Raw genomic sequence first — 25,737 nt, 5'->3', positions numbered from 1 at the left:
TGGGGCTCCTGGTTGACGTTCAGTCGACGGTCGCGCCGGTGAACTTGACGATCTCGGCATAGCGCGCGATGTCCTCGCGCACGAAGACGCCCAGTTCCTCGGGGCTGCTGCTGACCGCGCTGGCGGCCTCGCCTTCGAGCAGCTTGCGGAACGATGGCGTGTCGACCGCCTTGCGCGCCGCGGCGTTCAGGGCCGCCAGCTTGTCGGCCGGCATCTTGGCCGGACCAAACAGCGCGAACCACGCGTTCGATTCGAAACCCTTGATGGTATCGCCGATGAGCGGCACGCCGGGAAACTGCGGCAGCGCCTGCGGACTGGTGACCCCCAGCGCCCGCAGCGCGCCGCTCTTGATGTGCGGCAGCGCGTTCAGCGAACTGGCGAACATCATGTCCACCTGACCGCCCAGCAGGTCGGTGATGGCCGGCGCCGTGCCCTTGTACGGCACGTTCAGGATGTCCAGGCCTGCCATCATCTTCATGCGTTCACCCGCCATGTGCAGCGACGACCCGATCGCGCCCAGCGCCATCGTGTGCTTGCCGGGGCTGGCTTTGACCAGCGAGACGAACTCCGGCATGGTGCGCGCCGGGAAATCCTTGCGCACGACCAGCACGCTGGGCACGTTGGCCAGCATGCTGATCGGCGTGAAATCGGCCACGGGGTCGAAGGGCAGGTTCCGGTACAGCGTGGCGTTGATGGAAAAGCTGGTGAAGGTGACCAGCAAGGTATTGCCGTCGGGATTGCTCTTGGCGACATAGTCGGCGGCGATGTTGCCGCCCGCGCCCGGCTTGTTCTCGACCACGACGGGGCGTTTCAAGTCCACCGTCATGTGCTGGGCGATGCTGCGCGCCACGGTGTCGGTGGTGCCGCCCGGCGGTGCGCCGACGACCAGCCTGATGGCGTCCGCCTGCGCGAGGGCGGGGGCGGTTGGCATGGCGAACGCCGCCAGCAGCGCGCAGCCCGCGGCGATCCGATGAAGTCCCGGCATGAGTTGTCTCCTGATATGTTGTATTGAGGACAATACAAGTATAGGAAGACGCTCCCGGGCACGCCAGATCGTTTCCCCGTAGAAAGGCGTCAATTGTCCGGCGCACCTGCCGCCTTCGCGTACTCCACGATGGCGATGTCCCGGAACGCCTGGATCAACGCCAGGCGCGGCGACACGCGCGACCAGATCAGTCCGAAGCGGCGCGGTTCGCAGTGCGCGGGCAGCGGCAGGGCGAGCAGACCCAGCCGTTCGATCGTGCCGTTGGTGGACCGGGGCAGGATCGCCACGCCCAGATCCCGGCTCACCATGACCGCAATCGATTCGATCGCGTTCAGCTCGAACCGGTCCCGCGGCGTGATGCCGACGCGGCGCAGATACTCGTCGACATGGCGCCCGCTCCAGTCGTTGCGCTGGTAGCGGATGAACGGCTCCGCGGTGAGCAGGCTGTGCGGATGACGGCCGGCGTGGCGCGGGGCCGCCGCCAGCACATAAGGTTCTTCTCGCAGCAACTGCCAGCCCAGGCTTTTGGACAGCGGATAGGGCGCTTCCAGCGCGATGGCCGCATCGAGTTCGCCGCTTTCAATGGCCGGATAGAAGCGGGCGCTGTGCCCGGGCTGGATCTCCACGCTGATCAGCGGATGGCGTCCGACCAGATGTTCAAGAATGGCCGGCACCATGGAGTTCAGCGCGGTGTTGCCGGCGCCCAGCCGAAGCTCGCCCATCATCTCGCCCGACCGCGCCAGGTAGCGGATCTTTTCGATCCGCTCCAGGACCTCGCGCATCGGTCCGATCAGTTCGATTGCCTTGGCCGTCAGGTGCACGGTGCGGCCGGCGCGCGCGACCAGTGGCACGCCCAGCTCCTGTTCCAGCTTGCGTAGCTGCTGGGCGACGGCGCCGTGTGTCAGTCCCAGGCGGCGGGCGGCCTCGGCCATGGAGCCGTGCTGCGCTACGGCGGACAGCGTGTGGAGAAAGTCGGTGTTCATGATGATAGGGATTCTATCTTCTTATCGTATGGCGGCTTTCCCCTGGCGGCGTGCAGCGCGGTCACAATGCGGCCAGGAGACCACAATGAGAAGCAAGCTTTTCGTGCCGGCGTCACGCCCGGAACTATTCGACAAAGCCATGGCCAGCGCTGCCGATGCGCTGTCCTTCGATCTGGAGGACGCGGTCGCGCCGCCTCGCAAGGCGGCCGCGCGTGCCGAGCTGGCCAGCTGGCTCGGGTCGCCCGCCTTTCAAACGGCGCAGGCTCAACATCCCAAGAAAATTATCGTTCGCGTCAATGCGTCGGACACCCCCTATTTCGCCGACGACCTGGACGCGCTGGGACGATCGCCGATCGACATGCTGAATCTGCCCAAGGTCGAGTCCGCCGACGCGCTGCGCGAGGCCGCGGACCGCGCCGGCCAGGCCGGTTTCGAAGGCGAGCTGCTGGTCACCGTTGAAACGCCGCTGGCGCTGGCCCGCGCGGCCGAGCTGGCGGCGGCGCACCCCCGCGTGGCGGGCCTGCAATTGGGCCTGGCCGACCTGTTCGAACCCCTGGGCATCGACCGTTACCAGCCCGAGACCCTGCGCGCGGTGATGCTGGCGTTGCGGCTGGGCGCCGGTTCCGCGGGCAAGTACGCCATGGACGCCGCCTATGCCCGCGTGCGCGACGGCGAGGGCTTCCAGGCCGAGGCGCAACTGGCGCGCTCGCTGGGTTTCCTGGGCAAATCCTGCGTGCATCCCAGCCAGATCGCCATCGCCAACGAGGTCTTTGGATTCAGTGCCGAAGAGATCGATGCGGCGGAACGGATCGTCGCGGCAAGCAAGGCGCAGGAAGGGGTGGGCGCTTTTCTGCTGGACGGCAAGATGATCGACGCGCCCTTCGTGCGGCGCGCCCGCGACGTCCTGCTGGCCGCAGGACGCGCCGCCTGAAACGGCCTGCGCGAATCGCGGCCGAGCTTTTTATCGGATGAATTGCATGATGGAAATTGAAACCTCCGCTCAGTTGCCGCTGGCCGGCGTCAAGGTGCTGGACCTCAGCGCCTACATCGCGGGTCCGTACGGCTGCGCCTTGCTGGGCGACATGGGCGCCGACGTGATCAAGGTCGAGCCGCCCGAAGGCGACAACCTGCGCAAGTACCCGTCGACGCTGCCGGCCGAGAGCCGCGCCTTTCTGGGCATCAACCGCAACAAGCGAGGCCTGTGCCTCAATCTGAAAGACGAAGCGGGTTACGAGGTGCTGGTCAGGCTGGTGCGCGAGGCCGATGTGCTGGTTCACAATTTCCGCCCCGGCGTGCCGGAGCGCCTGCGCATCGACTTCGCCACGCTGGCCGCCATCAACCCGCGCCTGATCTATTGCGCGATGACGGGTTACGGCGCGGCCGGTCCGATGGCGCGCCACGCGGGCTACGACCAGGTGCTGCAGTCCATGACCGGCATGTGCGCGGCGCAGGCCAAGCCCGACGGCCCGCCCGAGGTGCTGTACGGATCGGTGGTCGACTACTACGGCGCCGCGCTGATCTCCAACAGCGTGTCCGCCGCGCTCTATCAGCGCGAAAAGACCGGGCGCGGGCAAGCCATCGAAGTGTCGCTGCTGGGCAGCGCGCTGGCCATGCAGTCCGCCCGCCTGGTCTGGGCCGAAGGCGAGCCGCGCCGCATCGAACGCGACATGCGCTCGGGCGGCATCACGGGCATCCATCCCACGCGCGAAGGCCATCTCTACATCTCGGCCAACACGCCGCATTTCTGGCGTGCGCTGTGCGATCACCTGGACCTGCGGGATCTGGCGGACCATCCCGACTACGACACCGTGAAAAAGCGCGCGGCGCAGGCGGCCGTGCTGATCCCGCTGGTGCGCGAGGCGCTGGCGCGAGCGTCGGCCCGTGAATGGGCCGAGCGCTTCGGCCAGAGCGTGCCTTGCGCGGAGGTGCGGCCGGTCGAGGACATGTTCGACCACCCGCAGGTGGAGGCGATGGGATTCATGCGCCCGTATCACAGCGAGAAGGCGGGCAATTACCTCGGTCTGGCGCAATGGGCGCAGTTTGGCGGAGCCGCCGCGCAAGACGAAGACAATGCCGGCGCCGTGCGCGCCGCGCCGGGTCTGGGCGAACACAGTCGCGCCATTCTGTCCGCCCTGGGATACACAACGAGCGAAATCGACCAATTGCTGCACACCTCCGTGGTGCAATAAGCAGTAACAACCAAGATAAGCATCGTCCGGCAAAAGGGCGAGGAGACAGGAATCATGAATCAAGCGCAACGCTATGTGCGCCGCCCGGACGGATCGAACTGGGGCGATTTCGGACACGATGACCAGCTGGGCACCCTCAACCACCTGGACGTCCAGGCGCGCCTGGCCGCGGTTGCCGAAATCCGCACCGGGATCTCGTTTTCGCTGAGCCTGCCGCTGACCGTGCCGCGCGCGCCGGTGCTGAATCCGCGCCGCAAGGGCCCGGTGATCCAGCCCGCCGAAAAGAACGGGGTGCCGGTCTACCGCTATCCGCTGGACCGCGACGTACCGGGCGCCACCGATGTCATCAGCGACGACCGCGTCACGCTGTCGCCGCAATATTCCACGCAATGGGACGCGCTGGGGCACGTGGGTTCGATGTACGACGCCCACGGCACCGGCCAGCCGCAGCCCACCGGCTACAACGGCTTCACCGTCAGCGAGCCCGCCACTGAGGGCTTTACAGGCACCCGCGACCTGTCCATCGCGCCGATGGCGCGCCACGGCATCCAGGGGCGCGGCGTCTTGGTGGATCTGCGCGCCCATTTCGGTGATGCGCAGCGCAAGGTGTCCCACCGCGAGCTGATGGACGTGATGCGCGCCGATGGCGTGGAAGTCCGGCCGGGCGACGTGCTGTGCCTGCACACTGGGCTGGCCGACCTGGCGCTGACGCTCGGCGACGACGAGCAGGAGCGGCTCAAAACGAGCTGCTGCGTGCTGGATGGCGGCGACGCGGACCTGCTGGCCTGGATCAAGGACAGCCGGATCGCGGCCATCGCCGCCGATAACCACGCGGTCGAACTGCGCAACCATCACCTGGACTCGGGCAAGGGCGCGCTGTTGCCCCTGCACGAGCAATGTCTGTTCAAGCTGGGCCTGCCCTTGGGCGAGCTCTGGCACCTGACCCCGCTGGCGCAATGGTTGCGCCAGCACGGCCGGCATGCCTTTTTCCTGACCGCGGCGCCCATGTACGTGCCCGGTCTGGTCGGCGCGCCGGTCAACCCCATCGCGACCGTCTGACGACGGCTCGCGCCACGACCCTTGACCGATCGAACATCCCCGCAGGGGAGACCCGAGGAGCACACATGAAGAAAACCCGTCGCACGGCCTTGGCCGCAATTCGTCCGCTGGCCGCCGCCATCGGTCTGGCCACCGCCTTTGGCGCCGCGCACGCAGCCGGCTACCCCGAGCAGCCCATCACCGTGGTGGTGCCGTATTCCGCCGGCGGCGGCGCGGACAACGCCGCGCGCATCATCGCGCAAGGCATGGGCGAAGTCGCCGGCCAGAGCGTCGTGATCGAGAACAAGGGCGGCGCCAGCGGTTCCATCGGCGCGGCGTTCGTGGCGCGGGCCAAGCCCGACGGCTACACGGTGCTGTACGACGCGTCGTCCTTCTCGATCAATCCGGTGCTGCGCAAGCTGCCCTATGACGCCAAGAAGGACTTCGTTCCGGTCTCGCAGGCCGTCAGCGTACCCAACATCCTGGTGGCCGCGCCCGGTTCCAGCTTCAACAACCTGCAGGACTTCATCGATGCCGCGCGCGCCAAGCCCGGCCGCCTGACGTTCGCGTCGTATGGACCGGGTAGCCTGGCGCAGATGGCCGCCGAGCTGCTCAAGAAGGATGCGAACCTGGATATGGTGCACGTGCCCTACAAGGGCGGCGCGCCGGCCATCGTGGACGTCATGGGCGGTCAGGTCGACGTCTACTTTGCCAACGCCGCGTCCAGCCTGAACTACGTCACCGGCGGCAAGCTGAAGGCGCTGGCGGTCTCGTCGTCGCAGCGCATGCCCGAACTGCCCAACGTGGCGACCGTGGGCGAAGCCGGCATCAAGAACTTCAACGTGGTCGAGTGGAACGGCTTCTTCCTGCCGGCCGGCGCCAGCCCTGAAGTGGTGGCCAAGCTGCAGGACCTGGTGCAAAAGGCGCTGGCGCGTCCCGATACCCGCGAGAAGCTCGCCAAGCTGGGCCTGACGCCGGTCGGCAGCAGCGCCGAGGACTTCGCCAAGTTTGTCGACGCGGAACAGACCCGCTGGGCCGAGGTCGTGAAAACCAATAACATCCAGGTGAATTGATATCCGGGGGCGGGCGCGGCAACGTTTGCACGCGCCAGCCCCCGATCCGAATGGAGATTGACCAGATGAGCCGGGAAGACGATTTCGAGCGCGGCCTGGAAAACCGCCGCGCCGTGCTGGGCGATGAATGGGTGCAGCGTTCGCTGGATCGCGCCACCACGTTCACCGCCGACTACCAGAACATGATCACGCGTTATGCCTGGCACGATATCTGGAGCCGCCCCGGACTGCCGCACAAGGCGCGCCGCATGATGGTGCTGGCGGTGACGTTGTCGCTGGGCCGCTGGGAAGAATTTGAACTGCACGTGCGCGGCGCGTTGACGGCACAGGATGCCTCGCGCCTGACGCCCGATGAACTCAAGGAAGTGCTGCTGCAGAACGCGATCTACGCGGGCGTGCCGGCGGCCAACACGGCCTTCAATCTTGCGCAGAACATCCTGCGCGAGGTTGCGGGGCAGATCGGCTATGAACTCGCCGCGGCGGATCCGCGCCAGGCCGACCTGTTCGGGACAAAGCCGGCTTGACCGGTCTGCGGAAGGCGGGCGGCTTGCCCGCCTGACGCTTTTCAGTCCGCGCGGGGATTCAGCACGCGAGCCGCCTGCAGGCCGCTGCGCACCGCGCCTTCCAGCACGCCGGGATAGCCGGTATCGGTCCAGTCGCCCGCCAATGCCAGCGTGGGCCACGGCGTCGTATTCAGCGGGCGGGTCAGGCCCGGCACCGCGGCAAACGTCGCGCGCTTTTCAATGAACAGTTCAGCCGCTGCCACCTCGGGCATCGGCGGCAGCCGCAGCGGATGCGCCGCGGCCTGTTCGGCCACCTGATCGATCAGGGCTTCAATAGTTTGCCGCCGGTTGCGTTCGCTCATGCCGATGGCGGCGCTGGCCACCAGGGCCAGTTCCCCGGCCTTGGTGTCGCCCGCGAGCTGGGCGCGGTCGAACAGCCATTGGCCGGCATGGCCGCGGGCCGAATCCTCGCGCAGCATCATCATTGGCTCGGGCAGCCGCCACGGCCCAGCCAGCCGTATGTTCAGCGTGGCGATGGGCAGATAGTCGAAGGCCTTCAGCGCATCAAGCAGCCCCGTGGCGCCGGCCTCGCGCAGCGGGCCGTCCAAGAGACGCGCGGCGAAGGTGGGCGGCACGGCTAGCACGGCCGCGTCAAAACGTTCCTGGTTGATGTCGATGCCGTCGGCGGACGGATGCAGCTGGCGCACCGTGCTGCCATAGCGCATGGTGACCTGTCGCGCGGCGGCGTCCGGCCATAGCGCCGACAGGTCCGTGCATGGCAGCAGCAGATCGCTGTCTTCACGCGCGCCGGCCAGGCTGTCGCGCAGCACGCGGGCGAACAGCACTGCGCTGGCCGTGGCGATCGGCGTGTTCAGCGCGGCCAGGCAAAGCGGTTCCCACATCTGCCGGATCAGCACATCGGATTGCGCGTGATAGTGCAGCAACTGCAGGACGGTCCAGTCGCGCGGGGGCGACCAGGACATGGTCTTCAAGCCGCGCATCAGGCGCAGCATCGCCAGCCGGTCGGACCAAGACAGGCCACGTGCGCGCAGGACGGCCATGGCCATGTGCAGCGGCGCCGGCAGGCGTGGGGCGGACAGGTTGAAGCGGCCGTCCAGGCTTGCCAGCCGCAAGGGGCGCCGCATCAGCAGGGCGTCGGGATTGCGGCCCACGCGGCGCATCAGCGCCAGGGTTTCCTTGTAGGCGCCGCACAAGAGATGCTGGCCGTTGTCGAGCGGCGCTTCAAAATCGCCGTGGAACACCCGCCGCGCGCGGCCGCCGGGGGTGTGCCCGGCCTCGAACACCGTGACCTTGGCGCCGGCTTCCCGCAGGGCGACGCTGGCCGCCAAGCCGGCCCAGCCTGCGCCAATGACCGCCGCCTTCACCGGGCCAACCGGCGGACCAGGCCGCGTCCGCCGCCCACCCAGGTTTTCCAGGCGAGCCAGAGTTTGCGCAAGGGGGTGAGCGAAATGCGCTGGTGCAGCACCTGCCAGTTGTCGCGCTCGATCTCGTCGAGCAGCGCATGGTAGATGGCGGCCATCATGAGTCCCGGACGCTGCGCGCGGCGGTCGGCCTCGGGCAGGTTGCTCATCGCCTCGCGGTAGAGTTCGCGGGCGCGGTCGGCCTGGAACTTCATCAGCGCGCTGAAGCGGTCGGAATACTCGCCATTCAGGATGTCCGAGGCCTTGACCTCGAACTGCTGCATGTCGTTGACCGGGATATAGATGCGGCCGCGGCGGGCGTCGTCGCCCACGTCGCGGATGATGTTGGTCATCTGGAACGCCAGGCCCAGCTTTTCGGCGTAGACCAGCGTCTTGGGATCGGAATAGCCGAACACGCCGGCGGACAGCTCGCCCACGACGCCGGCCGCGTGCCAGCAATACTTGCGCAGGCCGGGCCAGTCCAGATAGCGGGTCTGGTCCAGGTCCATTTCCATGCCGTCGATCACGGCCAGCAGCCGGGCGCGGGTGATCGAACAGCTTTCCAGGTGCGGCTGCAACGCGCGCGTGACGGGATGGTCGGGCTTGCCGTCGAACATCTGGTCGATCTGCGTGCGCCACCAGGCGAGCTTGATGCGCGCCAGCGACGGATCGGTGCACTCGTCGACCACGTCGTCCACCTCGCGGCAGTACGCATACAGGGCCGTGATGGCGCGCCGGCGCTCGGGAGGCAGGAACAGGAAGGAGTAGTAGAAGCTGGAGCCGCTTTTGGCGGCTTTTTCCTGGCAATACTCGTCAGGGGTCATTAGGCACGGCCTGTTACTTGATGGAGCGCCACAACATGATGGCCCAGTCTTTGGCGCCCAATTCGGGGCGATTCATGAATACATCGTAGCCGCTCGCCTCGATCCGCTCCAGGACGCGCAGCCCGCCTTGCACCACCAGGCGCAACTCCAGGCCGATGCGGCCCGGCAGGCGGCGCGCCAGCGGAGCGCCGAAGTGTAGCAGCGCACGTGTGCGGTCAACCTGGAAGGCCATCAGCTCGCGCCACGCCGGCGTAAGCCGGCAGGCGGCCAGGTCTTCATCCGACACGCCGTGACGGCGCAGGTCTTCCTGCGGCAGGTAGACGCGGTGCTTGTGCCAGTCCACTCGCACGTCCTGCCAGAAGTTCACCTGCTGCAGGCCGGTGCAGATGGCGTCGGACTCGGTGATGTTCTGCGGCGTGCTGGCGTCGAACAGGTGCAGCATCAGTCGCCCGACCGGGTTGGCCGAGCGGCTGCAGTAATCCATGAGGGTGGGGTAGTCCTCGTAGCGCTTGACCGTCAGGTCCTGCTCGAAAGCGGACAGAAGGTCGTAGAACGGCGTGATCGGCAACTGGTGCCGGGCGATCGTCTGCGCCAGCGGCCCGAAGATGTCGGACAGGGGCGGCAGGCCGGGCGCCGGGGGCGTGCCGGGTTCGGCGCCGATGCGGTGCAGCTCGGTGCGGAACGTGGCGAGCTGGGCCAGGCGCTCCTCGTCGGTCGCGCTGCCTTCGTCGGCAATGTCGTCCGCAGCACGGGCGAACCGGTAGATATCGGTCACGGCGCCGCGCAGCCTGCGCGGCAACAGCAGCGAGGCAACGGGAAAGTTCTCGTAGTGATCGATGGACATAAAAAGAGGCCAGTGGGCAGGAATGGACCTGCAAAGACGGCGTAAAGCGGAAAACGGTCTCATTTTAGAGTAGTCGCCCGCGCTTGATCCGGCGCGCCGCCGCCGCGGGCGGCGATCAGTTAGACTTGGACGCCACAGGATCCCACACCATGCCGCGCCCAATATCCGCCACCGTTTCCGTTTCCGCCCTTGCGCACAATCTGGCCACCGTGCGCCGCCACCTGGACCAGACCGCCGCCGCGGCCGCCGGGCTGCCGCCGTCGATCTGGGCCGTCATCAAGGCCAACGCCTACGGCCACGGTATCGAGCAGGCGGTGGCGGGCTTTTCCAAGGCGCAGGGCCTGGCCATGCTGGACCTCGAAGAAGCCGTGCGTTGCCGCGAGGCCGGCTGGGGCGGGCCGATCCTGCTGCTGGAAGGCTTCTTCAACCCGTCCGACCTCGACATCGTCGACCGCTACCATCTCAGCAGCACGGTCCACCACCGCGACCAGCTCGACATGCTGGCCCGAGCCCGCCTTTCCCGGCGCGTGGACATCATGCTCAAGCTCAACAGCGGCATGAACCGGCTGGGGTTCAGCCCGGCGGCGTTTCCCGCCGCCTACGAGCGCGCCGCGCTGCTGCAACAGCAGGGCACGCTGGGCTCGGTCGGCAAGATGACCCACTTTGCTTGCGCGGATGGTCCGCAAGGCGTGAACGAACAGCTCAGCGTCTTCAATTCGGTGACGCATAAGCTGCCCGGCGCGATCAGCGTGTGCAACTCGGCCGCCGCCCTGCGCTTTGCCGATATCGCCGTCGGCTCCGAAAGCCAGGCGCACTGGGTGCGGCCGGGCATCTGCCTCTACGGCGCGTCGCCTTTCGCAGATGCCGAAGCGTCCTCTTTCGGCCTGAAGCCCGCCATGTCGCTCCGCTCGGAAATCATTGGGGTCCAGGAAATCAAGGCCGGCGACTCCGTCGGCTACGGCGCGCTGTTCCGCGCCGAACGCGCCATGCGCATCGGCATCGTGGCCTGCGGCTACGCCGACGGCTATCCGCGTCACGCCTCCACCGGCACCCCGGTCGTGGTGGCGGGTATCCGGACCCAGCTGCTGGGACGGGTGTCCATGGACATGCTGGTCGTGGATCTGGGGCCCGTGCCGTCCGCCGGGGTCGGCTCGCCCGTGTCGCTATGGGGCGAAGACGGCCCCTCGGTGGACGAAGTCGCCAGCGCGGCCGGCACCATCGGCTATGAACTGCTGTGCGCCCTGGCGCCGCGCGTCCCGGTCACTCGGGACGTCTGATCCCCCCGGCGTCACGGCGTCCAGGGGGCAAGAATTGCTACGCAATTTACAAGACACGCGGCGCCGGATGGTGTCTACTTTGGAAACGGGGCGCTCAGGCGCCCGTTTTTGACCAAGAAAACAGACTGCGAGGTTTCAATCCATGAAGGACAAATGCGTGCTCATTACGGGCGCCACCAAAGGCATAGGCTGGGCGCTTACTCAGCGGTTGTCCGACATGGGCTGTCACGTGGTTGGCATCGCGCGCAACACGACCGACGTCGATTTCCCGGGCTACCTGTACGCCTGTGATCTGGCCGACGCCGGCCGCACCGAAGAGGTCCTGCGCGAAATCCGCGAAAAATTCCCGGTCGACGCCGTCGTCAATAATGTGGGCATCGTGTCGCCCCAGCCGCTGGGCGAAATCGATCTGGCCACCCTGTATAACGTGCTGGACCTGAACGTGCGCGTGGCGGTGCAGGTCACGCAGGCCTTCATCGAATCCATGAAGGTGCGCCGCGCCGGCCGCATCGTCAACGTGGTCAGCCGCTCCATCCACGGCGCGCTGGACCGCACCGCGTATTCGGCCGCCAAGAGCGCGCTGGTGGGCTGCACCCGCACCTGGGCGCTGGAACTGGCCGAATACGGCGTAACGGCCAATGCGGTCGCGCCGGGTCCCATCGAAACCGAAATGTTCCGCGCCACCCGGCCCGCCGGCAGCGACAACGAAAAGCGCGCGCTGGCTTCCGTGCCCATGAAGCGCCTGGGCACCCCGGCCGAAGTGGCCGCGGCCATCGCCTTCCTGCTGTCGGACGACGCGGGTTTCATTACCGGACAGGTGCTGGGCGTGGACGGTGGTGGCAGCCTGGCTGGCCGCTCCTGAACTTTGCCGCTGCATGGATCAGCAACGCACCTTCGGGTGCGTTTTTTGTGCCTGGCGGGCGCGCCGTTCTTCAATCGCGCGTCGCCGGCGCGTCCTGCAAGGCGCCGGCTTCGTGGCGCAAGGCGTCCAGGAAATGCGTCAGCGCCGCGGTCGGTTCCACGTGCGCCCGCTGCACGACGCCCACCGCCGGCAGGCTCCAGTCCGGTTTGAACTTCAGGATCGCCAGCACGCCCAGGTCCGCGTAATGATGCGCGACGGCGCGCGGCATGGCGGCCAGCATATCCGCGCCGCGCAGCAGCACTTCATTGGCCAGCAGCGACACCGATTCGGCGACGGGGGCGGGCAGCGCCATGCCCTGTTGCGCGAAATAGGCGTCGATCCGCTGGCGCAACGGCGCATCGGGCGGCGGCAGAATCCAGTCCTGGCGCACAAGCGTGGATGCAGTGATGCGGGTCGACCGCGCCAGCGGATGCCCCTTGCGCGCCACCACGCATATCGGCTCCTCGTACAGCACTTCGGTGCGGAACACTGCCTGGGCGGCATCGAGCATCAAGCGGCCCAGCACGCAGTCCAGTTCACCGCGGGTCAGACTGTCCAGCAGCGCGTCGTGCGCGCCCTCGTGCAGCATGACGGTGACGCCTGGATGATGTTCGCGCAATCGCTGAATGGCGCGCGGCACGAGCACAGGCAGGGCCACCGGCTGCACCCCGACCCGGATGCGGCCGCGCGCGCCGGCTGCCAAGGCGGCGATCTCGTTGCGCGCGCCCGCCAGGTCGGCCAGCAGCACATCCGTCTTGCCCGCAAGCGCCTGGCCGAAGGCGGTCGGCGTGATGCCCCGCCGCGAACGCACGAACAACGGGACGCCGAACATGTCCTCCAGTTCCAGCAGTAGCTTGCTGGCGGCGGGCTGGGTCATGCCCAGCCGCGCCGCGGCCTTGTGGACGCTGCCCAGCGCGTGTAGCGCGTGCAGCAGGTCAAGGTGGCGAAGGCGCAGGCGTCCGCTGATGTGGCGCAGGTCGGGAATGCGGGGGCTGGCGGGCATGGCGCAGTGATTCCTAGCGGTTTTCACAGCATTCTAATAATTGATCGTTCGGTATGCACCCCGTTCCTATACTGGTTTCGTGCTCACGCGAGCCCATGCTTCTGACCAGAGAGGATGCCGATGAAGATCACCATGCTGGGGACGGGCGCGGCGTTGCCCGATCCTGACCGGGCGCAGTCCGCCATTCTGCTGACGCTGGACGATGACCGGCACTACCTGTTTGACTGCGGCGAGGGTGCGACGCGGCAGATGGTGCGCGCCAACGTCGATCCTGCCAAGGTGGGGTTTGTTTTCCTGACCCACCTGCACCACGACCACATCTGCGACTACCCGTATTTCGTCATCTCAAGCTGGATTCTGAACAAGGAAGGCTCTCCGCTGGTGCTGGGCCCGAAAGGCACAAAGCATTTCGTGGACCACTTGTTCGAGAACGGCGCGTACCACACCGATTTTCAGGCGCGCGCCGCTTATCCCGTGCGCCAGCGCAACCTGGAGGCGATGCGGCCCCAGGTGCGCGAGGTGAGTCCCGGCGTGGTGTTCGAGGACGACAAAGTGCGCATTTCGGTGGATTGGGTGGAGCACATCCCGCGCGACGTCTGCGAGTGCTTCGGCGTGCGCGTCGAGGCCGAAGGCAAGGTCATCGCCTTCAGCGGGGATACCGCACCCTGTGAGGCGATGGTGCGCCTGGCCAAGGATGCGGACCTGCTCATCCACGAATGCACCTTTCCCGAGTCTTTCATCGCGCACCGCGCCAAGACCGGTGTCGGCACCTACGCGCACACCAGCCCGACCGACCTGGGCAAAATCGCACGCGAGGCCAATGTGAAGAGCCTGGTGGCCACCCATTTCGGTCACTTCGATTCGACCAGCCCGGTCCTCAAGCGCGCGGCGGCCAAGCATCTGCCCGTGGAACTCATGGGGCCGCACCTGATGGACGAGATCGTGGCGGACATCCGCAAACACTACCCGGGGCCGCTGCGTCTGGCCCACGATCTGATGCGTATCGACCTGTAGCACCCGCAACGTTGCAAGGCCGGCCGCCCGGGCAGCGCCGCCGGGTCGGCCAGGGAGATCACGATGCCGTACCGAGCTTGTGCCGTATCCATCCTGGCAGCGCTTGCCCCGGCCCTCATGCCGCCCGCTGCAAGCGCGCAATATCCCGAGCATCCCATCCGCGTGGTGCTGCCATACGCGCCGGGCGCGGCGGGCGACATCGCCTTGCGGCAGATCCAACCGCTGCTCGAAAAGCGGTTGGGCCACCCCGTGGTGGTCGACTACAAGACCGGCGCGGGCGGCAACATCGGCATGCAGGACGTGGCGCGCGCCAAGCCCGACGGATACACGCTGGTGCTGGGCGCCGCCAACAATTTCGTCATCAATCAGTTCCTGTATCGCAAGCTGGGCTTTGATCCGCTGACGGATCTGGAACCGGTGGGCAAGCTGGCGGACGTGCCGGCCTTCGTCTATGTCAGCGCCCAGGCGCCGGGCACCGACTGGCGGCAATTCCAGCAGTACGCGCGCGCGCATGCAGGCAAGCTCAATTACGGCTCGCCCGGCATGGGCACGACGCCGCATTTGTCGGCGTACCGCCTGTCGAAAGCCATGGGCGCGGACATGACGCACATTGCCTATCGGGGAGCGGCACCCGGTGTACAGGCGCTCCTGGCCAACGAGGTGCAGCTCTACATCGGCGGCTACAGCGTCGCGGCCGCCTACGTGCCGCAGGGCAAGGTCCGGGCACTGGCTGTAGCATCGCCCGAACGGTTTGCCGCCTTGCCCGACGTGCCCACGGCGAAAGAGGCCGGCATGCCGGACGCGGTGCAGGGCAACTGGTGGGGCTTTGCCGCGCCGAAGGGCACGCCGGCCGACCGCGTCGCGCGGTTTGCTGCCGTCTTGCACGAGGTGCTGGGTTTGCCCGAGGTGCGGCAGGCCTTTCTCGCGGGCGGCTTCGTCCCTGGTCTCGACACGCCGGCGTCGTTCGGTGCGGTGTGGCGTGACGAGGCCCGGCGATGGGAAACCGTGGTGCGCGAGTCGGGCGTGGTGCTGGACTGACGCCGCGCGGTGCCGACGTTTGGGCGGCGCGTGTTGCAACGTCCATCGCCGGAGTGGCCACCCCGCCGGGCTTGTATAATAATAACTATCATTTCCATTTTGGATGCTCGCCGTGTCGGACCGAGAGCACGCAGTTGGCGCATCGCTTTCCGCCCTGTACACCGCGCATTGCGGCTGGTTGCAGAATTGGCTGAATCGCCGTCTTCAGGACAATCACCAGGCCGCCGACCTGACCCAGGACACCTTTCTGACCTTGCTGGTGCGCCGGCACGCCATCGCGGATGTGCGTGAGCCCCGGGCATTCCTGACCACCATCGCGCGCGGCCTGCTGATCGATTTCTGGCGGCGCCGGGACATTGAACTGGCCTGGGCCGAAACGCTGGCCGCGCGTCCCGAGATCACGCACCCATCCCCCGAAGTGCAAGTCCAGGCGCTCCAGGCGCTGGTCGAGATCGACCGCAAACTGCATCGCCTGGGCGTGCGCGCGCGCGCCGCTTTCCTGATGCACCGTATCCATGGCATGACGCATCCCGCCATTGCAGCGGAGCTGCGCGTGTCCGAGCGGACGGTGCGCAACGACATCGCGCAGGCCATGTTGTGCTTTTTGCTCGATACCGACCTGCAACCCGCTGGTGTGTATGGCGAAGAGGCTGGACGTTGATAGGCGCCGCCGCCGTCGATCCGCGCATTCTTGAGGCTGCCGCGCAGTGGTATGCGCTGCTGAGCTCGGGGGCGGCCAGCGAGCAGGAGCGCGCACGCTGGCAGGCGTGGATGGACGCCGACAACGCGCATCGCCGGGCGTGGCAACGCGTCGAGGATGTGGGCGCTCAGTTCGATGCGCTGGTCGCCCAGCCGATGGGACGTGAGGCCAGCCTGGCCAGCCTTAATGCCGCCGCGCAGGGCCGGCGCGAGCGCCGCCGGCTGCTGACGGTTGCGCTGATTGCAGGCGCGACGGGATTGCTGGGCCTGGGCATTGCGCAGTCGCCAGCCGGCCGTCGAACCTGGGCGGTCTGGCAGGCGGACCTGGTTACACCGGTGGGCGGATCGAAAGAAATCCGGCTTGCCGACGGCACGCTGATCCAACTCAATACCGATACCGCAGTGAAGGTCGACTACACCCGCGACCAGCGCCGCCTGGTGCTGCTGCGCGGCGAGATCATGATCGCTACCGCGGCCGACCCCGGGCGCACCTTCGTGGTGGACACGCCTGAAGGGCGGTTGCAGGCGCTGGGTACGCGGTTCAACGTGCGCAGCCTTGACGGCGAAACCACGCTCGCCGTGCTGGAGGGCGCGGTGCAGGCGCATTTTGCGGGGGCGCCGCCCGCCGGGATTCGAGTCGATGCCGGCATGCGGATGCGTGGCGGATCGCAAGGCATGGACGCGCCGGCAGCGCTGCGGGCCGACGATCACAACTGGACACGCGGCATCGTGCAGTTCGAGGAGGCGCCGTTGGCGCGGGTGATCGCGGAACTGGCGCGTTACCGCCGCGGGCATCTCGGCTGTGCCGATGACGTGGCGGCGCTGCCCGTGACGGGCACATTTCCGCTGCATGACAGCGATCGCGCGCTGCGCCTGCTGAGCCAGGCACTGCCCGTGCGCATCAGCCAGCCGCTGCCGTGGTGGACGACCCTCCAAGCTCGCTGAACCCTCGCTGTTACAAATTAGTTTGCCGCTTTTGCCGCGCTCATCCGGCCTATGGGCAATTCAACACCCATATCGCGGATTCGTGGCATGACCAACCCCCTCACTGTTTTCCCCAACCTTCCGCGCCGCCGCGCGCGCATCGCCCCGCTGGCGCTTGCCATCGGCGTGATGCTGAGCGGCGGGGCGCCCCTGGGCGTCGTGCACGCGCAGTCCATCCAGACGCAGGTCCGCGACTACGACATCCCGGCCGGACCGTTGAGCCAGGTGCTCAATCTGTTTTCCGCCGAAGCCGGCCTCTTCGTCAGCGGCCACGGCGATCTGAGCAGCGGCCGGCAGAGCCCCGGCGTACGCGGCCGGTATACGCCCGAGGCCGGGATGGCCGCGTTGCTGACCGGCACTGGTCTCGTGGCGGAACGTCTGCCCGATGGCGGCTTCGTCCTGCGGCAAGGCCGCCAGGACGTGACGCTGCTGGAGCCGATTGCGGTGACCGCCCAGATCGAACGCCCGGATGGCCCGGTGCTGGGCATCGCCGCCACGAACAGCGCCACGGCCACCAAGACCGATACGCCGATCATCGAAACGCCGCAGTCGATCTCGGTGGTGAGCGCCGCGCAGATCAGCGATCAGAAGGCGCAGAACCTGCAGCAGGCGCTGGGCTATACGCCCGGCATCATGCCCGGCATCGTCGCCAAGAGCTCGATGTTCGAAGACACGATGAGCATCCGCGGCTTCGAAGCCAACCCGCAGACCGGCAGCTATTACCGCGACGGCATGCGCTACATGATCAATCAGTACAACGGTAAGCAGGAGCCGTACGGACTGGAGCGGGTGGAGGTGCTGCGCGGGCCGTCATCCGTGCTGTATGGCGCCGCCGCGCCGGGTGGCATCGTCAACACCGTGACGAAGCGTCCGCCCGGCGAAACGATGGGCGAGATCAATCTGGACGGCGGCAGTTTCGACCGCCGTCAGGTGTCGGCGGACATCGGCGGTCCGATCGATGAGGCCGGCGTGTGGTCCTATCGCCTGACCGGCCTGTTTCGCGAGAGCAAGCAGTTCATCGACTACAGCGCCGACGATCGCACCTACATCGCGCCCGCGTTGACGTGGCGCCCGTCAGCGGCCACCTCGGTCACGCTGCTGGCCAACTATCAGCGCAGCAAGACGATCAATCCGACGGAGGTGCCGGTCACCGGCTCGCTCTGGACCAACCCGAACGGACAGGTTCCGCGTTCGCGCTTTCTGGGCGAGCCCAACAACAACCGCTTCGATGTCGAATCGACGTCGTTGGCCGTGCTGATCGAACATGCGTTCAATGACACGCTGAAATTCCGCCAGTCGATGCGCTACTACGACGCGGACCTGACGATGCGCTACGTGCTGCTGCAAGGCGACGTGGACGCCGCGACGCAGCGCAGGGTGGCGCGTTCGGCACGCGGTTTCGATGACCGCACCACGGTGCAGACGATCGATACCAACATCGAAAAGCGATTTGAAACGGGGCCGGTGACGCAGACGATTCTTGCGGGCTTCGATTACACGCGCTCGACCTACAACAGCGACCGCCTGCGCGGCAATCTGCGGCCCATCGACGTCTTCGATCCGGTTTATATGCCCGGCGATGTCGTGGTCCTGCCCTGGCAGCAGCGCCGCAACACCGAGCATCGCCTTGGCATCTACCTTCAGGATCAGTTGAAGATTGCGGACAAGGTGGTGGTGCTGCTGGGTGGACGGTATGACAACGTGCGCGCCGAGAACCGCGCCTTGCACGCGCCGTCCACCAATTCGAACGACAAGGACACCGCCTTCACCGGCCGCGCCGGCGTGGTGTATCTGGCGGACAATGGTCTGGCGCCGTACGTCAGCTTCAGCCAGTCGTTCGAACCCACCAGCGGACGCGACCGCACCGAGGGCGCCTTCGAGCCCAGCCGCGGGACGCAGTACGAAGTCGGCATCCGATATCAGCCCGCCGGTCAAGACATCATGCTGAGCGCGGCGCTGTTCAACCTGGAGCGCAAGAACGTGCTCACGTCGGATCCGGTGGATCCGACCTTTCTGGTGCAGACCGGCAAAGTGCGCTCGCGCGGCCTGGAGCTCGAGGCGCGCGCACGCGTCACGCCGCAAATCGATGTGATTGCCGCCTACACCTACACCGACGCCCGCGTGGTCAAGAGCAATCTGCCGGGCGAAGAGGGCGAGCGCTTCAACACGCCTCTGCACGCTGCTTCTCTGTGGACCGACGTGAACCTGTCGGAGTGGGTGCTGATGGGACTTAAGGCCGGCGCCGGCGTGCGCTACGTCTCGGCGCGTCCCGACCGGCCGTCCAGCGGTTCGCTCGGCGGCGCGGGCTACACGTTGATCGACGCGCGCGTCAGTTATGAAAGCGGGCCGTGGCTCTACGCGCTCAACGTCACCAACCTGACGGACAAGACCTACATCCCGTCGATCTGCTACGGCGGCGTGTGCGACTACGGCGAGCCGCGCCGCATCATCGGCACGGTGAGCTACCGCTGGTGAACGTGCGCGCCGCGCTGCTGCGGCTGCATCGCGGGACCGGCCTGGTGCTGGCCGGCTTTCTATGCCTGGTGGCGCTGACCGGCATCCCGCTGGCGTGGTACGACACGCTGGACGCCGCCACCGCGCCGGCCTTGCATCGCGTGGCGCCGCCTTCGGCGGATGCCACGCGGCTGGACGCGTTGATCCTGCGGGAACACGTAGCCCGACTCGCGCCAGCCGCGGCGATGCCCGCCACGCCGCTCGGCGGACAGGGCGGCCGCAGCGTGCCGTTCCCGGTCTGGCTGCACGAGGAAGGCGCGGGCGCGCCGGTGCTGCACGAGGTCTTCGTCGACCCGTACTCCGGCGCCATTCTGGGCCAGCGCCGCTGGGGCGATCCGCGGGAAGGGCTGCGTAACCTGATGCCGTTCCTGCATCGGATCCACACGGCCCTGCTGTTCGAGGGTATCGGCGAGCTGTTGCTCGGCATCGTCGCCTTGGCGTGGACGCTGGACGGATTCGTCGGCGCGTGGCTCACGCTGCCTGCCCGGCCCCGAGCGCGCAAGCCGGCGTCCTCCGCGTGGCAGCGCTGGGCACCCGCCTGGCGCATCCGCTGGCGGGGCGGTCCGCATAAGCGCAACTACGATCTGCATCGTGCCGGCGGGCTGTGGCTGTGGGCAGCGCTGACGCTGATGGCATGGAGCAGCGTCGCGCTGAACCTGCCCTCCATTTACGATCCGGTGATGCGTGCCGGTCTGAGCTATCAGGCCGATCCCCGGCGCGGCGCGGCCGTGGCGGCCGGTGACCCGATGCCGCCCGCGCAGGCCCGCGACGCCGGGCGGCGGCTGATGGCGGAACTGGCTGCCCGCGAAGGCTTCGTCGTGCTCGGCGAACACTGGCTGGCGCTGGATGCGCGCCGCAAGCTGTATCGCTACAGCGTGCGCAGCAGCCGGGATCTGCGCACGCGCAGCGGCGCGACGTCGGTCGTGTTCAATGCGGTGAATGGGCAGCTCGTGGGCAGCCATCTTCCAACGGGCAGGGCCGCCGGCGATACCGCCAAGCATTGGCTGACCAGCCTGCACATGGCGGCGTTCTGGGGCTGGCCGTTGCAGCTGATGGTGGCGCTGGTCGGCGTGGTTACGCTGGCGCTAAGCGTGACCGGGGTCTGGCTGTGGTGGACGCGCCGCCGCGCCCGTCAGTACGGACCCTTGCTCGCGCCGACGGCGGCCAGTTCCTTGAACTCGCCGGCCAGCGCCTCGGCCGCGCGCGCCAGCAGTACGGCGTCCACGCCCACCGCCACGAAGGTCGCGCCCAAGGACAGGTAATGCTTGGCCTGCTTCACGCCGCTGTGCAGGATGCCTGCCGCCTTGCCGGACCGCACGATGCGCGCGATGGCATCGTCGATGGTCTTCTCGACCACGGGATGCTCCGGCTGGCCCAGGTAGCCCATGCTGGCCGACAGGTCGGCGGGTCCGATAAAGACACCATCCACGCCGTCCACGGCCAGGATCTCGTCAAGCGCCGCGATGCCGTCCGGGGTTTCGATCTGCACCAGCACGCACATCTGGTCGTTGGCGCGTTCAAGGTAGTTGGGAATGCGATTCCAGCGCGACGCGCGCGCCAGCGCACTGCCCACGCCGCGGATGCCCTGCGGCGGATAGCGCACGGCAGCAACCGCGGCGGCCGCTTCCTGTGCCGATTGGATCATGGGCACCAGCACCGTCTGCGCGCCGGTGTCCAGGATCTGCTTGATCTGGACGGGGTCATTCCAGGCCGGACGCACCACGGGGGCAACCGGATACGCCGCCACGGACTGCAATTGGGCGAGGGTGGAGTCGAGCGTATTGGGCGCGTGCTCGCCGTCGATCAGCAGCCAGTCGAACCCGGCGCCCGCAAGGATTTCCGAGGTGTAGGCGCTGGCCAGGCCGGCCCACAGGCCGATCTGGGGTTTGCCGTCGCGCAGGGCTTGCTTGAACGTATTGGTCAGGAGGTCCATGGACTGGGAATCGCGTGGAGGGAGGAGAGGGGATTGACGTTCAGGGCGTACCGGCATCGCGGGTGGGGCCGTCGCGCTTGATGAGGTCGACCATGGCGTCCACATCGGTGTACAGGCGCTCCAGCAATTCCTTGCCGATCCTTTCTTCGATTTCCTGGTACTTCGCGTCGACCTGGGGCCGCATGCGGTCGATGAGCTTGTTGCTTTTGGCGGTCAGGGAGATTTCCTGGCGGCGCTGGTCGGCGCTGGACCGCGTGCGCTTGATGAGCCCTTGCTCTTCCATGCCGGCCAGCATGCGCGTGAGGCTGGGGCTCAGGATCTGACAGGCCCGGGCGATCTGATTGGGTTCCAGCGAGCCTACCTCGCTCAGCGTGCGCAAGACCCGCCATTGCTGTTCGGTGACGCCGGCTGCGTGCAGGATGGGGCGGAAATGCGCCATCAGCGTTTCGCGCGCGTAGAGCAGCAAATGGGGAAGATTGCGGTGGTGGAAGCTCGGACTCATGGCGGCTATGTTAGCAAGAAGCCGCCCAAAAAATGCTCAATTATTCAGGCCTGAACGAGGCCTGCCCCGGCGCGGCGGCGGGCCGGGGCAGGGGCAGGTCAGGGGGGCGGATCAGCGGCGCGGTCTGGCGGCAATGCCAAGGCCGCGTTGGGACTGGCGAGGGCCAGTCCCGGACGTCACGCCGGGTTCTGGCGGGACAGTTCCTGCAGGTCGTCAGGCAGGGCAAAATCGGGCGCGCCCCGCTGCAGCTCGCGCAATGCCTGCACGGCGTCTTCTTCACGGTCGTCCACGATCAGGCCGCGGATCTGGGCCACGCGCGCCTCGATGTCCTGCTCGGTAAAGGCTGCAACCTGCTGTGCTTCTGCCGGGGCCTCCTGCGCGGCTGCTTGCGCGGATTCCTGCGCAGCCGTTTCAGGGGCCGCGGGCTCGGCGGGTGCTGCGGCCGCGGCGGATTGCGCCGCTGCAGGATGGGTCGATACGGGTTGGGTCGATGCAGGCTGCGACACCGCCGGCTGTGCCGGGACGGCTGGTTCCTGTTGCAGGGCGACGACGCGGCGCAGAGGCGACGGATCGCTGGCCGGCGCGGCGGACGCGGAAGGCGCAGTCTGCGCGGCGTCGCTTTCCTGTACAGCCACCAGTTGCATCTGAGGCTCGGTGTCCTCGATGGCCTCGCGCATGTCGGTCCATGCAAACAGGCCTGCGACCATCACGGCGCAGGCGGCGGCGCCCCAACCGGGATGCCAGCTATGGCCGGGGTGCCATCTGCGTCGTACCGCGGCATCCAGTTCCGGATTGGCGCCGGGACCCGGCTTGCGGTACAGGGCGCGCAGATCCCGTTCATCGTCTTCGTCAAAAGGGGGGCGATAAGTAATGCTCATGCGCGTACTCCTCGCACATACGCCGGGTGGCACAGCGTATCCGCGTTCGACCTTTGCGAGCGCCGCGCCGGTGGTCCGGCGTCTGGTCGTGCTGGGGTCATGTTCCGGTTTGAGCGGTCTCGTGAAAGGCCGCGAGTGATTGCGCCGCGATTCCCCACGCAGTGCGTCGCAAGGACGTCCGTCGTGGAGTATGCCGTCCGGTCGGGACGGTTCGACAATATGCGCTGCACCTGGCGATTATGCGCGATTTGAAACGGATCGGGCAGGAAATTTCTTCTGTTTGCATCATGTAACCACTGCGCTGGGCGGTTTGTGAAAGCTGTCTGAAAGAAATGCCTTTCGCCCGTGCGCAATCGGTGTGCCAAAACGATCTCGGTACTGGCGCAGCGCCCGCAGGTTGCCGGGTACACTTTCGCGCATGGCAAAAACCCGAACCGTATATGTGTGCGCCGATTGCGGCGGCACCACCCCCAAGTGGCAGGGAAAATGCCCGCATTGCAACGCGTGGAACACGCTTGAAGAAACGGTGGAATCGTCCGCGCCCGCGGCCGCTGCCCATCGTTATGCGCCGCTGGCCTCGTCCAGCCCGGTGCGCAGCCTGTCCGAAATCGAGGCCCGCGAAACCCCGCGCACGCCCACCGGCCTGGACGAATTCGACCGCGTGCTTGGTGGCGGCCTGGTGGCCGGCGCGGTGGTGCTGATCGGCGGCGACCCCGGCATTGGCAAGTCGACGCTGCTATTGCAGGCGCTGGCTTCGCTGTCAGAGTCCACCAACGTGCTGTACGTCACGGGCGAAGAATCCGCCGAACAGGTCGCGCTGCGCGCGCGCCGGCTTGGCCTGCAAACCGGCAACGTCAATTTGCTGGCCGAAATCCGCCTCGAAGCCATCCAGGCCGCGGTGTCGGAACAAAAGCCGTCGGTTGCCGTCATCGACTCGATCCAGACGCTGTACAGCGGCGAACTCACCGCGGCGCCGGGCTCGGTCTCGCAGGTGCGCGAATGTGCCGCGCAACTGACGCGGCTGGCCAAGCAGACGGGCATCGCGATCGTCATGATCGGCCATGTCACCAAAGACGGCGCGCTGGCCGGCCCGCGCGTGCTGGAACACATCGTGGATACCGTGCTGTATTTCGAGGGCGACACGCATTCGTCGTTCCGCCTGGTGCGCGCGTTCAAGAACCGCTTTGGCGCCGTCAACGAACTGGGCGTGTTCGCCATGACCGACCGCGGCCTGCGCGGCGTGGCCAATCCGTCCGCCTTGTTCCTGTCTCAACACGAACAGCAGGTCGCGGGCTCGTGCGTCATGGCCACGCAGGAAGGCACACGCCCGTTGCTGGTCGAAATCCAGGCGCTCGTCGACAGTTCCCATGCGCCCAATCCGCGCCGCCTGACGGTCGGCCTGGAAGGCAACCGGCTTGCCATGCTGCTGGCCGTGCTGCACCGGCATGCGGGCGTGTCCACCTTCGATCAGGACGTGTTCGTCAACGCGGTGGGCGGCGTGCGCATCACCGAACCCGCGGCCGACCTGCCGGTGCTGCTGGCCATCATGTCTTCGCTGCGCGACCGGCCGCTGCCGCGCGGTCTGATCGCGTTCGGCGAAGTCGGTCTGGCCGGCGAGATCCGTCCCGCCCCGCGCGGGCAGGAGCGCCTGCGCGAAGCCGCCAAGCTCGGCTTTTCGGTGGCCCTCATCCCCAAGGCCAACGCGCCGCGCCAGCCCATCGAGGGCCTGGAGATCTGGGCGGTGGACCGGCTGGACGCGGCACTGGAAAAGCTGCGCTGATGCGTGGCGTCGTTGGTTGGAGCAATACGTGAGTCTGTTCGTCATCGCCGCATGCCTGGCCGCCGGCTGCATGATCGGTTTCATGGGCGGCGTGCTGGGCATCGGGGGCGGGCTGATCGCCATTCCGGCCCTGGTCCTGCTGATGGGCATGTCGCAGCAGCTCGCGCAGGGCACGGCGCTCATCATGGTCTTGCCGACCATCATGATGGCCGTGCGCAAATACAACCAGCAGACGCGCATCGACAAGCGCGTCGCGTTGGCCGGTGCGGCGGGCGCCGTGGTGTTCACGTGGGTGGGCGCGCAGATGGCGCTGGGCATCGACTCGACCTTGCTGCGTCAGAGCTTCGCGGTGTTCCTGTTCTTCATAGCGCTGTTCTACGTCTGGCAGACGTGGCGCGCCTCGCGCCCGGCGGCCCACCACGCACCGCGGCCGACACGCGCCACGCCCGTCTTCACGCCGCGGCGCGCCAGCGTGCTGGGCATGCTGTGCGGCACGCTTGGCGGGTTCTTCGGCGTGGGCGGCGCGGTGCTGGCCGTTCCCATCATCACATCGGTCTTTCGCCTGCCGCAGACCGCCGCGCAAGCGCTCGCGCTCAGCATGGTGATTCCGGGCTCGATGATCGCGCTCGTCACCTACACGTGGGCAGGGCAGGCCAACTGGATGGTCGGCGCGCCGCTCGCGATCGGCAGCCTCATCCTCGTGCCCATCGGCGTGCGGCTTGCGTACCGGCTTCCTGAACGCAAGCTGAGAGCTTGCTTTGCGCTGATGCTGTTTGCCACCGTCGCGCTGTTGGCGTTTGAAGGTTAAACCGACAAAAGAACAGCCGCCCCGCCGCCCGGCCGCCCGAAGGCGGGGCAGCCCCCTCGGGGGGCAGCAAGCGAGCGAAGCGAGTGCGGCGTGGGGGCAACAATTTTTTAGTGACCGAAAAATTGTGGTTCGGTGTTGAACCTTCTTGGCGGGCAAGCTTCCAACCGCATACGGGCCTAGCGGCATCGTGCCGCCCCGTAACGGAAAAGGGCATATGCCCTTCACCAACCAGGAGTACTTACATGACGACTCACTCCCGCATTGCTGCGTTTCTTTCCACTTCGGCCCTGTGCCTTGGCCTCGCTGCCGCGCCGTCTGCGTTCGCGGCTGGCGCCAGCAAGACCGGCGACACCAAGACCCAGGCGCATCACAAGCATCACAAGGCTGACAAGTCGTCCGCCAAGCATTCAGCAGGCGCAGCGACCAACCACAAGTCCGGCGCCACGACGCCGACCAAGTAACCGCGCCGGGCGGCGACGCCCACGTTCCTTTGCGCGACAAAGACTGACCGGACACGCGGGGGCCGGAAAGTCGAAAGCCTCTCGG

Annotated in this window: 24 protein-coding genes and 1 pseudogene; 16 read left to right on the top strand and 9 right to left on the bottom strand. The window is 67.2% G+C overall.

Going from position 1 to position 25,737, the window contains the following annotated elements; genetic code table 11:
• Positions 1–19: 19 nt before the first annotated feature.
• Positions 20–985 (bottom strand): Bug family tripartite tricarboxylate transporter substrate binding protein, encoded by a 966-nt coding sequence (locus B2W22_RS09275; RefSeq protein WP_286937298.1) that lies wholly within the window; start codon positions 983–985, stop codon positions 20–22.
• Between the two features lie 89 nt (positions 986–1,074).
• Entirely contained in the window at positions 1,075–1,968 is an 894-nt protein-coding gene (locus tag B2W22_RS09270) for a LysR family transcriptional regulator (RefSeq protein ID WP_175123515.1), read from the bottom strand.
• An 85-nt stretch (positions 1,969–2,053) separates the two neighbouring features.
• Here B2W22_RS09270 and B2W22_RS09265 point away from each other — a divergent pair, with 85 nt between their 5' ends.
• The 5 genes from B2W22_RS09265 to B2W22_RS09245 all read left to right on the top strand — a co-directional run bounded on the left by B2W22_RS09265 (position 2,054) and on the right by B2W22_RS09245 (position 6,792).
• Positions 2,054–2,899, top strand: coding sequence for an HpcH/HpaI aldolase/citrate lyase family protein (locus B2W22_RS09265; protein ID WP_286937296.1), 846 nt, complete (start codon positions 2,054–2,056; stop codon positions 2,897–2,899).
• Positions 2,900–2,948: 49 nt separating this feature from the next.
• Positions 2,949–4,157: a CaiB/BaiF CoA transferase family protein gene (locus B2W22_RS09260; protein ID WP_286937351.1), complete on the top strand. Its 1,209-nt coding sequence runs from the start codon at positions 2,949–2,951 to the stop codon at positions 4,155–4,157.
• 54 nt (positions 4,158–4,211) lie between these two features.
• Positions 4,212–5,216 carry a cyclase family protein gene (locus B2W22_RS09255; RefSeq protein WP_286937294.1) on the top strand — a complete coding sequence of 335 codons (1,005 nt, stop codon included), beginning with the start codon at positions 4,212–4,214 and terminating at the stop codon, positions 5,214–5,216.
• A gap of 65 nt (positions 5,217–5,281) precedes the next feature.
• The gene (locus B2W22_RS09250; RefSeq protein ID WP_175123512.1) at positions 5,282–6,268 is read left to right on the top strand and encodes a Bug family tripartite tricarboxylate transporter substrate binding protein; all 987 of its coding nucleotides are present in this window, start codon (positions 5,282–5,284) and stop codon (positions 6,266–6,268) included.
• Between the two features lie 65 nt (positions 6,269–6,333).
• The gene (locus tag B2W22_RS09245) at positions 6,334–6,792 is read left to right on the top strand and encodes a carboxymuconolactone decarboxylase family protein (protein WP_286937292.1); all 459 of its coding nucleotides are present in this window, start codon (positions 6,334–6,336) and stop codon (positions 6,790–6,792) included.
• Positions 6,793–6,833: 41 nt separating this feature from the next.
• Here the strand turns inward: B2W22_RS09245 and hpnE are convergent, their stop codons facing one another.
• Genes hpnE through hpnC form a run of 3 tightly spaced genes read right to left on the bottom strand, consistent with a single transcriptional unit; the run spans position 6,834 to position 9,860 of the window.
• Positions 6,834–8,156 (bottom strand): hydroxysqualene dehydroxylase HpnE, encoded by a 1,323-nt coding sequence (gene hpnE, locus B2W22_RS09240; protein ID WP_175183866.1) that lies wholly within the window; start codon positions 8,154–8,156, stop codon positions 6,834–6,836.
• On the bottom strand, positions 8,153–9,016 hold the full coding sequence (hpnD, locus tag B2W22_RS09235) for a presqualene diphosphate synthase HpnD (protein WP_175123509.1): 864 nt from the start codon (positions 9,014–9,016) through the stop codon (positions 8,153–8,155). The genes hpnE and hpnD overlap by 4 nt, the downstream gene beginning before the upstream one ends.
• A gap of 13 nt (positions 9,017–9,029) precedes the next feature.
• Positions 9,030–9,860: a squalene synthase HpnC gene (hpnC, locus tag B2W22_RS09230; RefSeq protein ID WP_175138412.1), complete on the bottom strand. Its 831-nt coding sequence runs from the start codon at positions 9,858–9,860 to the stop codon at positions 9,030–9,032.
• A 149-nt stretch (positions 9,861–10,009) separates the two neighbouring features.
• Here hpnC and alr point away from each other — a divergent pair, with 149 nt between their 5' ends.
• Together alr and B2W22_RS09220 are read left to right on the top strand one after the other, a co-directional pair.
• A complete protein-coding gene (alr, locus tag B2W22_RS09225; RefSeq protein WP_279972284.1) occupies positions 10,010–11,137 on the top strand; it encodes an alanine racemase in 1,128 nt (375 codons plus the stop codon).
• A 142-nt stretch (positions 11,138–11,279) separates the two neighbouring features.
• Entirely contained in the window at positions 11,280–11,999 is a 720-nt protein-coding gene (locus tag B2W22_RS09220; protein WP_175123506.1) for an SDR family oxidoreductase, read from the top strand.
• Between the two features lie 70 nt (positions 12,000–12,069).
• Here the strand turns inward: B2W22_RS09220 and B2W22_RS09215 are convergent, their stop codons facing one another.
• Entirely contained in the window at positions 12,070–13,041 is a 972-nt protein-coding gene (locus tag B2W22_RS09215) for a LysR family transcriptional regulator (RefSeq protein WP_175123505.1), read from the bottom strand.
• Positions 13,042–13,161: 120 nt separating this feature from the next.
• Here B2W22_RS09215 and B2W22_RS09210 point away from each other — a divergent pair, with 120 nt between their 5' ends.
• The 6 genes and pseudogenes from B2W22_RS09210 to B2W22_RS09185 all read left to right on the top strand — a co-directional run.
• A complete protein-coding gene (locus tag B2W22_RS09210; RefSeq protein ID WP_175123504.1) occupies positions 13,162–14,055 on the top strand; it encodes an MBL fold metallo-hydrolase in 894 nt (297 codons plus the stop codon).
• A 63-nt stretch (positions 14,056–14,118) separates the two neighbouring features.
• Positions 14,119–15,093, top strand: a complete 975-nt coding sequence (locus B2W22_RS09205; protein WP_286937288.1) for a Bug family tripartite tricarboxylate transporter substrate binding protein — start codon at positions 14,119–14,121, stop codon at positions 15,091–15,093.
• Positions 15,094–15,205: 112 nt separating this feature from the next.
• Positions 15,206–15,754, top strand: coding sequence for a sigma-70 family RNA polymerase sigma factor (locus B2W22_RS09200; RefSeq protein ID WP_239215806.1), 549 nt, complete (start codon positions 15,206–15,208; stop codon positions 15,752–15,754).
• On the top strand, positions 15,751–16,737 hold the full coding sequence (locus B2W22_RS09195; RefSeq protein ID WP_286937285.1) for a FecR domain-containing protein: 987 nt from the start codon (positions 15,751–15,753) through the stop codon (positions 16,735–16,737). Before B2W22_RS09200 ends, B2W22_RS09195 begins: the two co-directional genes overlap by 4 nt.
• An 87-nt stretch (positions 16,738–16,824) precedes the next feature.
• Entirely contained in the window at positions 16,825–19,251 is a 2,427-nt protein-coding gene (locus B2W22_RS09190) for a TonB-dependent siderophore receptor (RefSeq protein WP_286937283.1), read from the top strand.
• Positions 19,197–20,399 (top strand): annotated as a pseudogene (locus B2W22_RS09185) (PepSY-associated TM helix domain-containing protein); the annotation flags it as partial. The gene B2W22_RS09190 and the pseudogene B2W22_RS09185, both read left to right, overlap by 55 nt.
• 23 nt (positions 20,400–20,422) lie before the next feature.
• Here B2W22_RS09185 and hpaI read toward each other — a convergent pair.
• From hpaI to B2W22_RS09170, 3 genes are all read right to left on the bottom strand, one after another.
• Positions 20,423–21,223 carry a 4-hydroxy-2-oxoheptanedioate aldolase gene (gene hpaI / locus B2W22_RS09180; RefSeq protein WP_175138408.1) on the bottom strand — a complete coding sequence of 267 codons (801 nt, stop codon included), beginning with the start codon at positions 21,221–21,223 and terminating at the stop codon, positions 20,423–20,425.
• Between the two features lie 40 nt (positions 21,224–21,263).
• Positions 21,264–21,725 carry a homoprotocatechuate degradation operon regulator HpaR gene (gene hpaR, locus B2W22_RS09175; protein ID WP_105239511.1) on the bottom strand — a complete coding sequence of 154 codons (462 nt, stop codon included), beginning with the start codon at positions 21,723–21,725 and terminating at the stop codon, positions 21,264–21,266.
• Between the two features lie 176 nt (positions 21,726–21,901).
• Positions 21,902–22,603 (bottom strand): hypothetical protein, encoded by a 702-nt coding sequence (locus B2W22_RS09170; protein WP_175123499.1) that lies wholly within the window; start codon positions 22,601–22,603, stop codon positions 21,902–21,904.
• A 418-nt stretch (positions 22,604–23,021) separates the two neighbouring features.
• Between B2W22_RS09170 and radA the strand changes: the two genes are divergently transcribed.
• The 3 genes from radA to B2W22_RS09155 all read left to right on the top strand — a co-directional run bounded on the left by radA (position 23,022) and on the right by B2W22_RS09155 (position 25,652).
• Positions 23,022–24,383 (top strand): DNA repair protein RadA, encoded by a 1,362-nt coding sequence (radA, locus tag B2W22_RS09165; RefSeq protein WP_175123498.1) that lies wholly within the window; start codon positions 23,022–23,024, stop codon positions 24,381–24,383.
• Between the two features lie 28 nt (positions 24,384–24,411).
• Entirely contained in the window at positions 24,412–25,191 is a 780-nt protein-coding gene (locus B2W22_RS09160) for a sulfite exporter TauE/SafE family protein (protein WP_286937279.1), read from the top strand.
• 242 nt (positions 25,192–25,433) lie between these two features.
• The gene (locus tag B2W22_RS09155) at positions 25,434–25,652 is read left to right on the top strand and encodes a hypothetical protein (RefSeq protein WP_175123496.1); all 219 of its coding nucleotides are present in this window, start codon (positions 25,434–25,436) and stop codon (positions 25,650–25,652) included.
• The last annotated feature ends 85 nt before the right edge of the window (positions 25,653–25,737 follow it).

The sequence above is a fragment of the Achromobacter sp. UBA4530 genome, assembly GCF_002388205.1.
Lineage (GTDB): Bacteria > Pseudomonadota > Gammaproteobacteria > Burkholderiales > Burkholderiaceae_B > Achromobacter > Achromobacter animicus.
The sequence above is the reverse complement of the archived record's forward strand: the minus strand, read 5'-3'. Positions and strand labels throughout refer to the sequence as shown.

Coding starts and splice junctions, on each gene's coding strand:
- B2W22_RS09275 (WP_286937298.1), bottom strand. CDS start 985: ATGCCGGGACTTCATCGGATCGCCGCGGGCTGCGCGCTGCTGGCGGCG.
- B2W22_RS09270 (WP_175123515.1), bottom strand. CDS start 1,968: ATGAACACCGACTTTCTCCACACGCTGTCCGCCGTAGCGCAGCACGGC.
- B2W22_RS09265 (WP_286937296.1), top strand. CDS start 2,054: ATGAGAAGCAAGCTTTTCGTGCCGGCGTCACGCCCGGAACTATTCGAC.
- B2W22_RS09260 (WP_286937351.1), top strand. CDS start 2,949: ATGGAAATTGAAACCTCCGCTCAGTTGCCGCTGGCCGGCGTCAAGGTG.
- B2W22_RS09255 (WP_286937294.1), top strand. CDS start 4,212: ATGAATCAAGCGCAACGCTATGTGCGCCGCCCGGACGGATCGAACTGG.
- B2W22_RS09250 (WP_175123512.1), top strand. CDS start 5,282: ATGAAGAAAACCCGTCGCACGGCCTTGGCCGCAATTCGTCCGCTGGCC.
- B2W22_RS09245 (WP_286937292.1), top strand. CDS start 6,334: ATGAGCCGGGAAGACGATTTCGAGCGCGGCCTGGAAAACCGCCGCGCC.
- hpnD (WP_175123509.1), bottom strand. CDS start 9,016: ATGACCCCTGACGAGTATTGCCAGGAAAAAGCCGCCAAAAGCGGCTCC.
- hpnC (WP_175138412.1), bottom strand. CDS start 9,860: ATGTCCATCGATCACTACGAGAACTTTCCCGTTGCCTCGCTGCTGTTG.
- alr (WP_279972284.1), top strand. CDS start 10,010: ATGCCGCGCCCAATATCCGCCACCGTTTCCGTTTCCGCCCTTGCGCAC.
- B2W22_RS09220 (WP_175123506.1), top strand. CDS start 11,280: ATGAAGGACAAATGCGTGCTCATTACGGGCGCCACCAAAGGCATAGGC.
- B2W22_RS09215 (WP_175123505.1), bottom strand. CDS start 13,041: ATGCCCGCCAGCCCCCGCATTCCCGACCTGCGCCACATCAGCGGACGC.
- B2W22_RS09210 (WP_175123504.1), top strand. CDS start 13,162: ATGAAGATCACCATGCTGGGGACGGGCGCGGCGTTGCCCGATCCTGAC.
- B2W22_RS09205 (WP_286937288.1), top strand. CDS start 14,119: ATGCCGTACCGAGCTTGTGCCGTATCCATCCTGGCAGCGCTTGCCCCG.
- B2W22_RS09190 (WP_286937283.1), top strand. CDS start 16,825: ATGACCAACCCCCTCACTGTTTTCCCCAACCTTCCGCGCCGCCGCGCG.
- hpaI (WP_175138408.1), bottom strand. CDS start 21,223: ATGGACCTCCTGACCAATACGTTCAAGCAAGCCCTGCGCGACGGCAAA.
- hpaR (WP_105239511.1), bottom strand. CDS start 21,725: ATGAGTCCGAGCTTCCACCACCGCAATCTTCCCCATTTGCTGCTCTAC.
- B2W22_RS09170 (WP_175123499.1), bottom strand. CDS start 22,603: ATGAGCATTACTTATCGCCCCCCTTTTGACGAAGACGATGAACGGGAT.
- radA (WP_175123498.1), top strand. CDS start 23,022: ATGGCAAAAACCCGAACCGTATATGTGTGCGCCGATTGCGGCGGCACC.
- B2W22_RS09155 (WP_175123496.1), top strand. CDS start 25,434: ATGACGACTCACTCCCGCATTGCTGCGTTTCTTTCCACTTCGGCCCTG.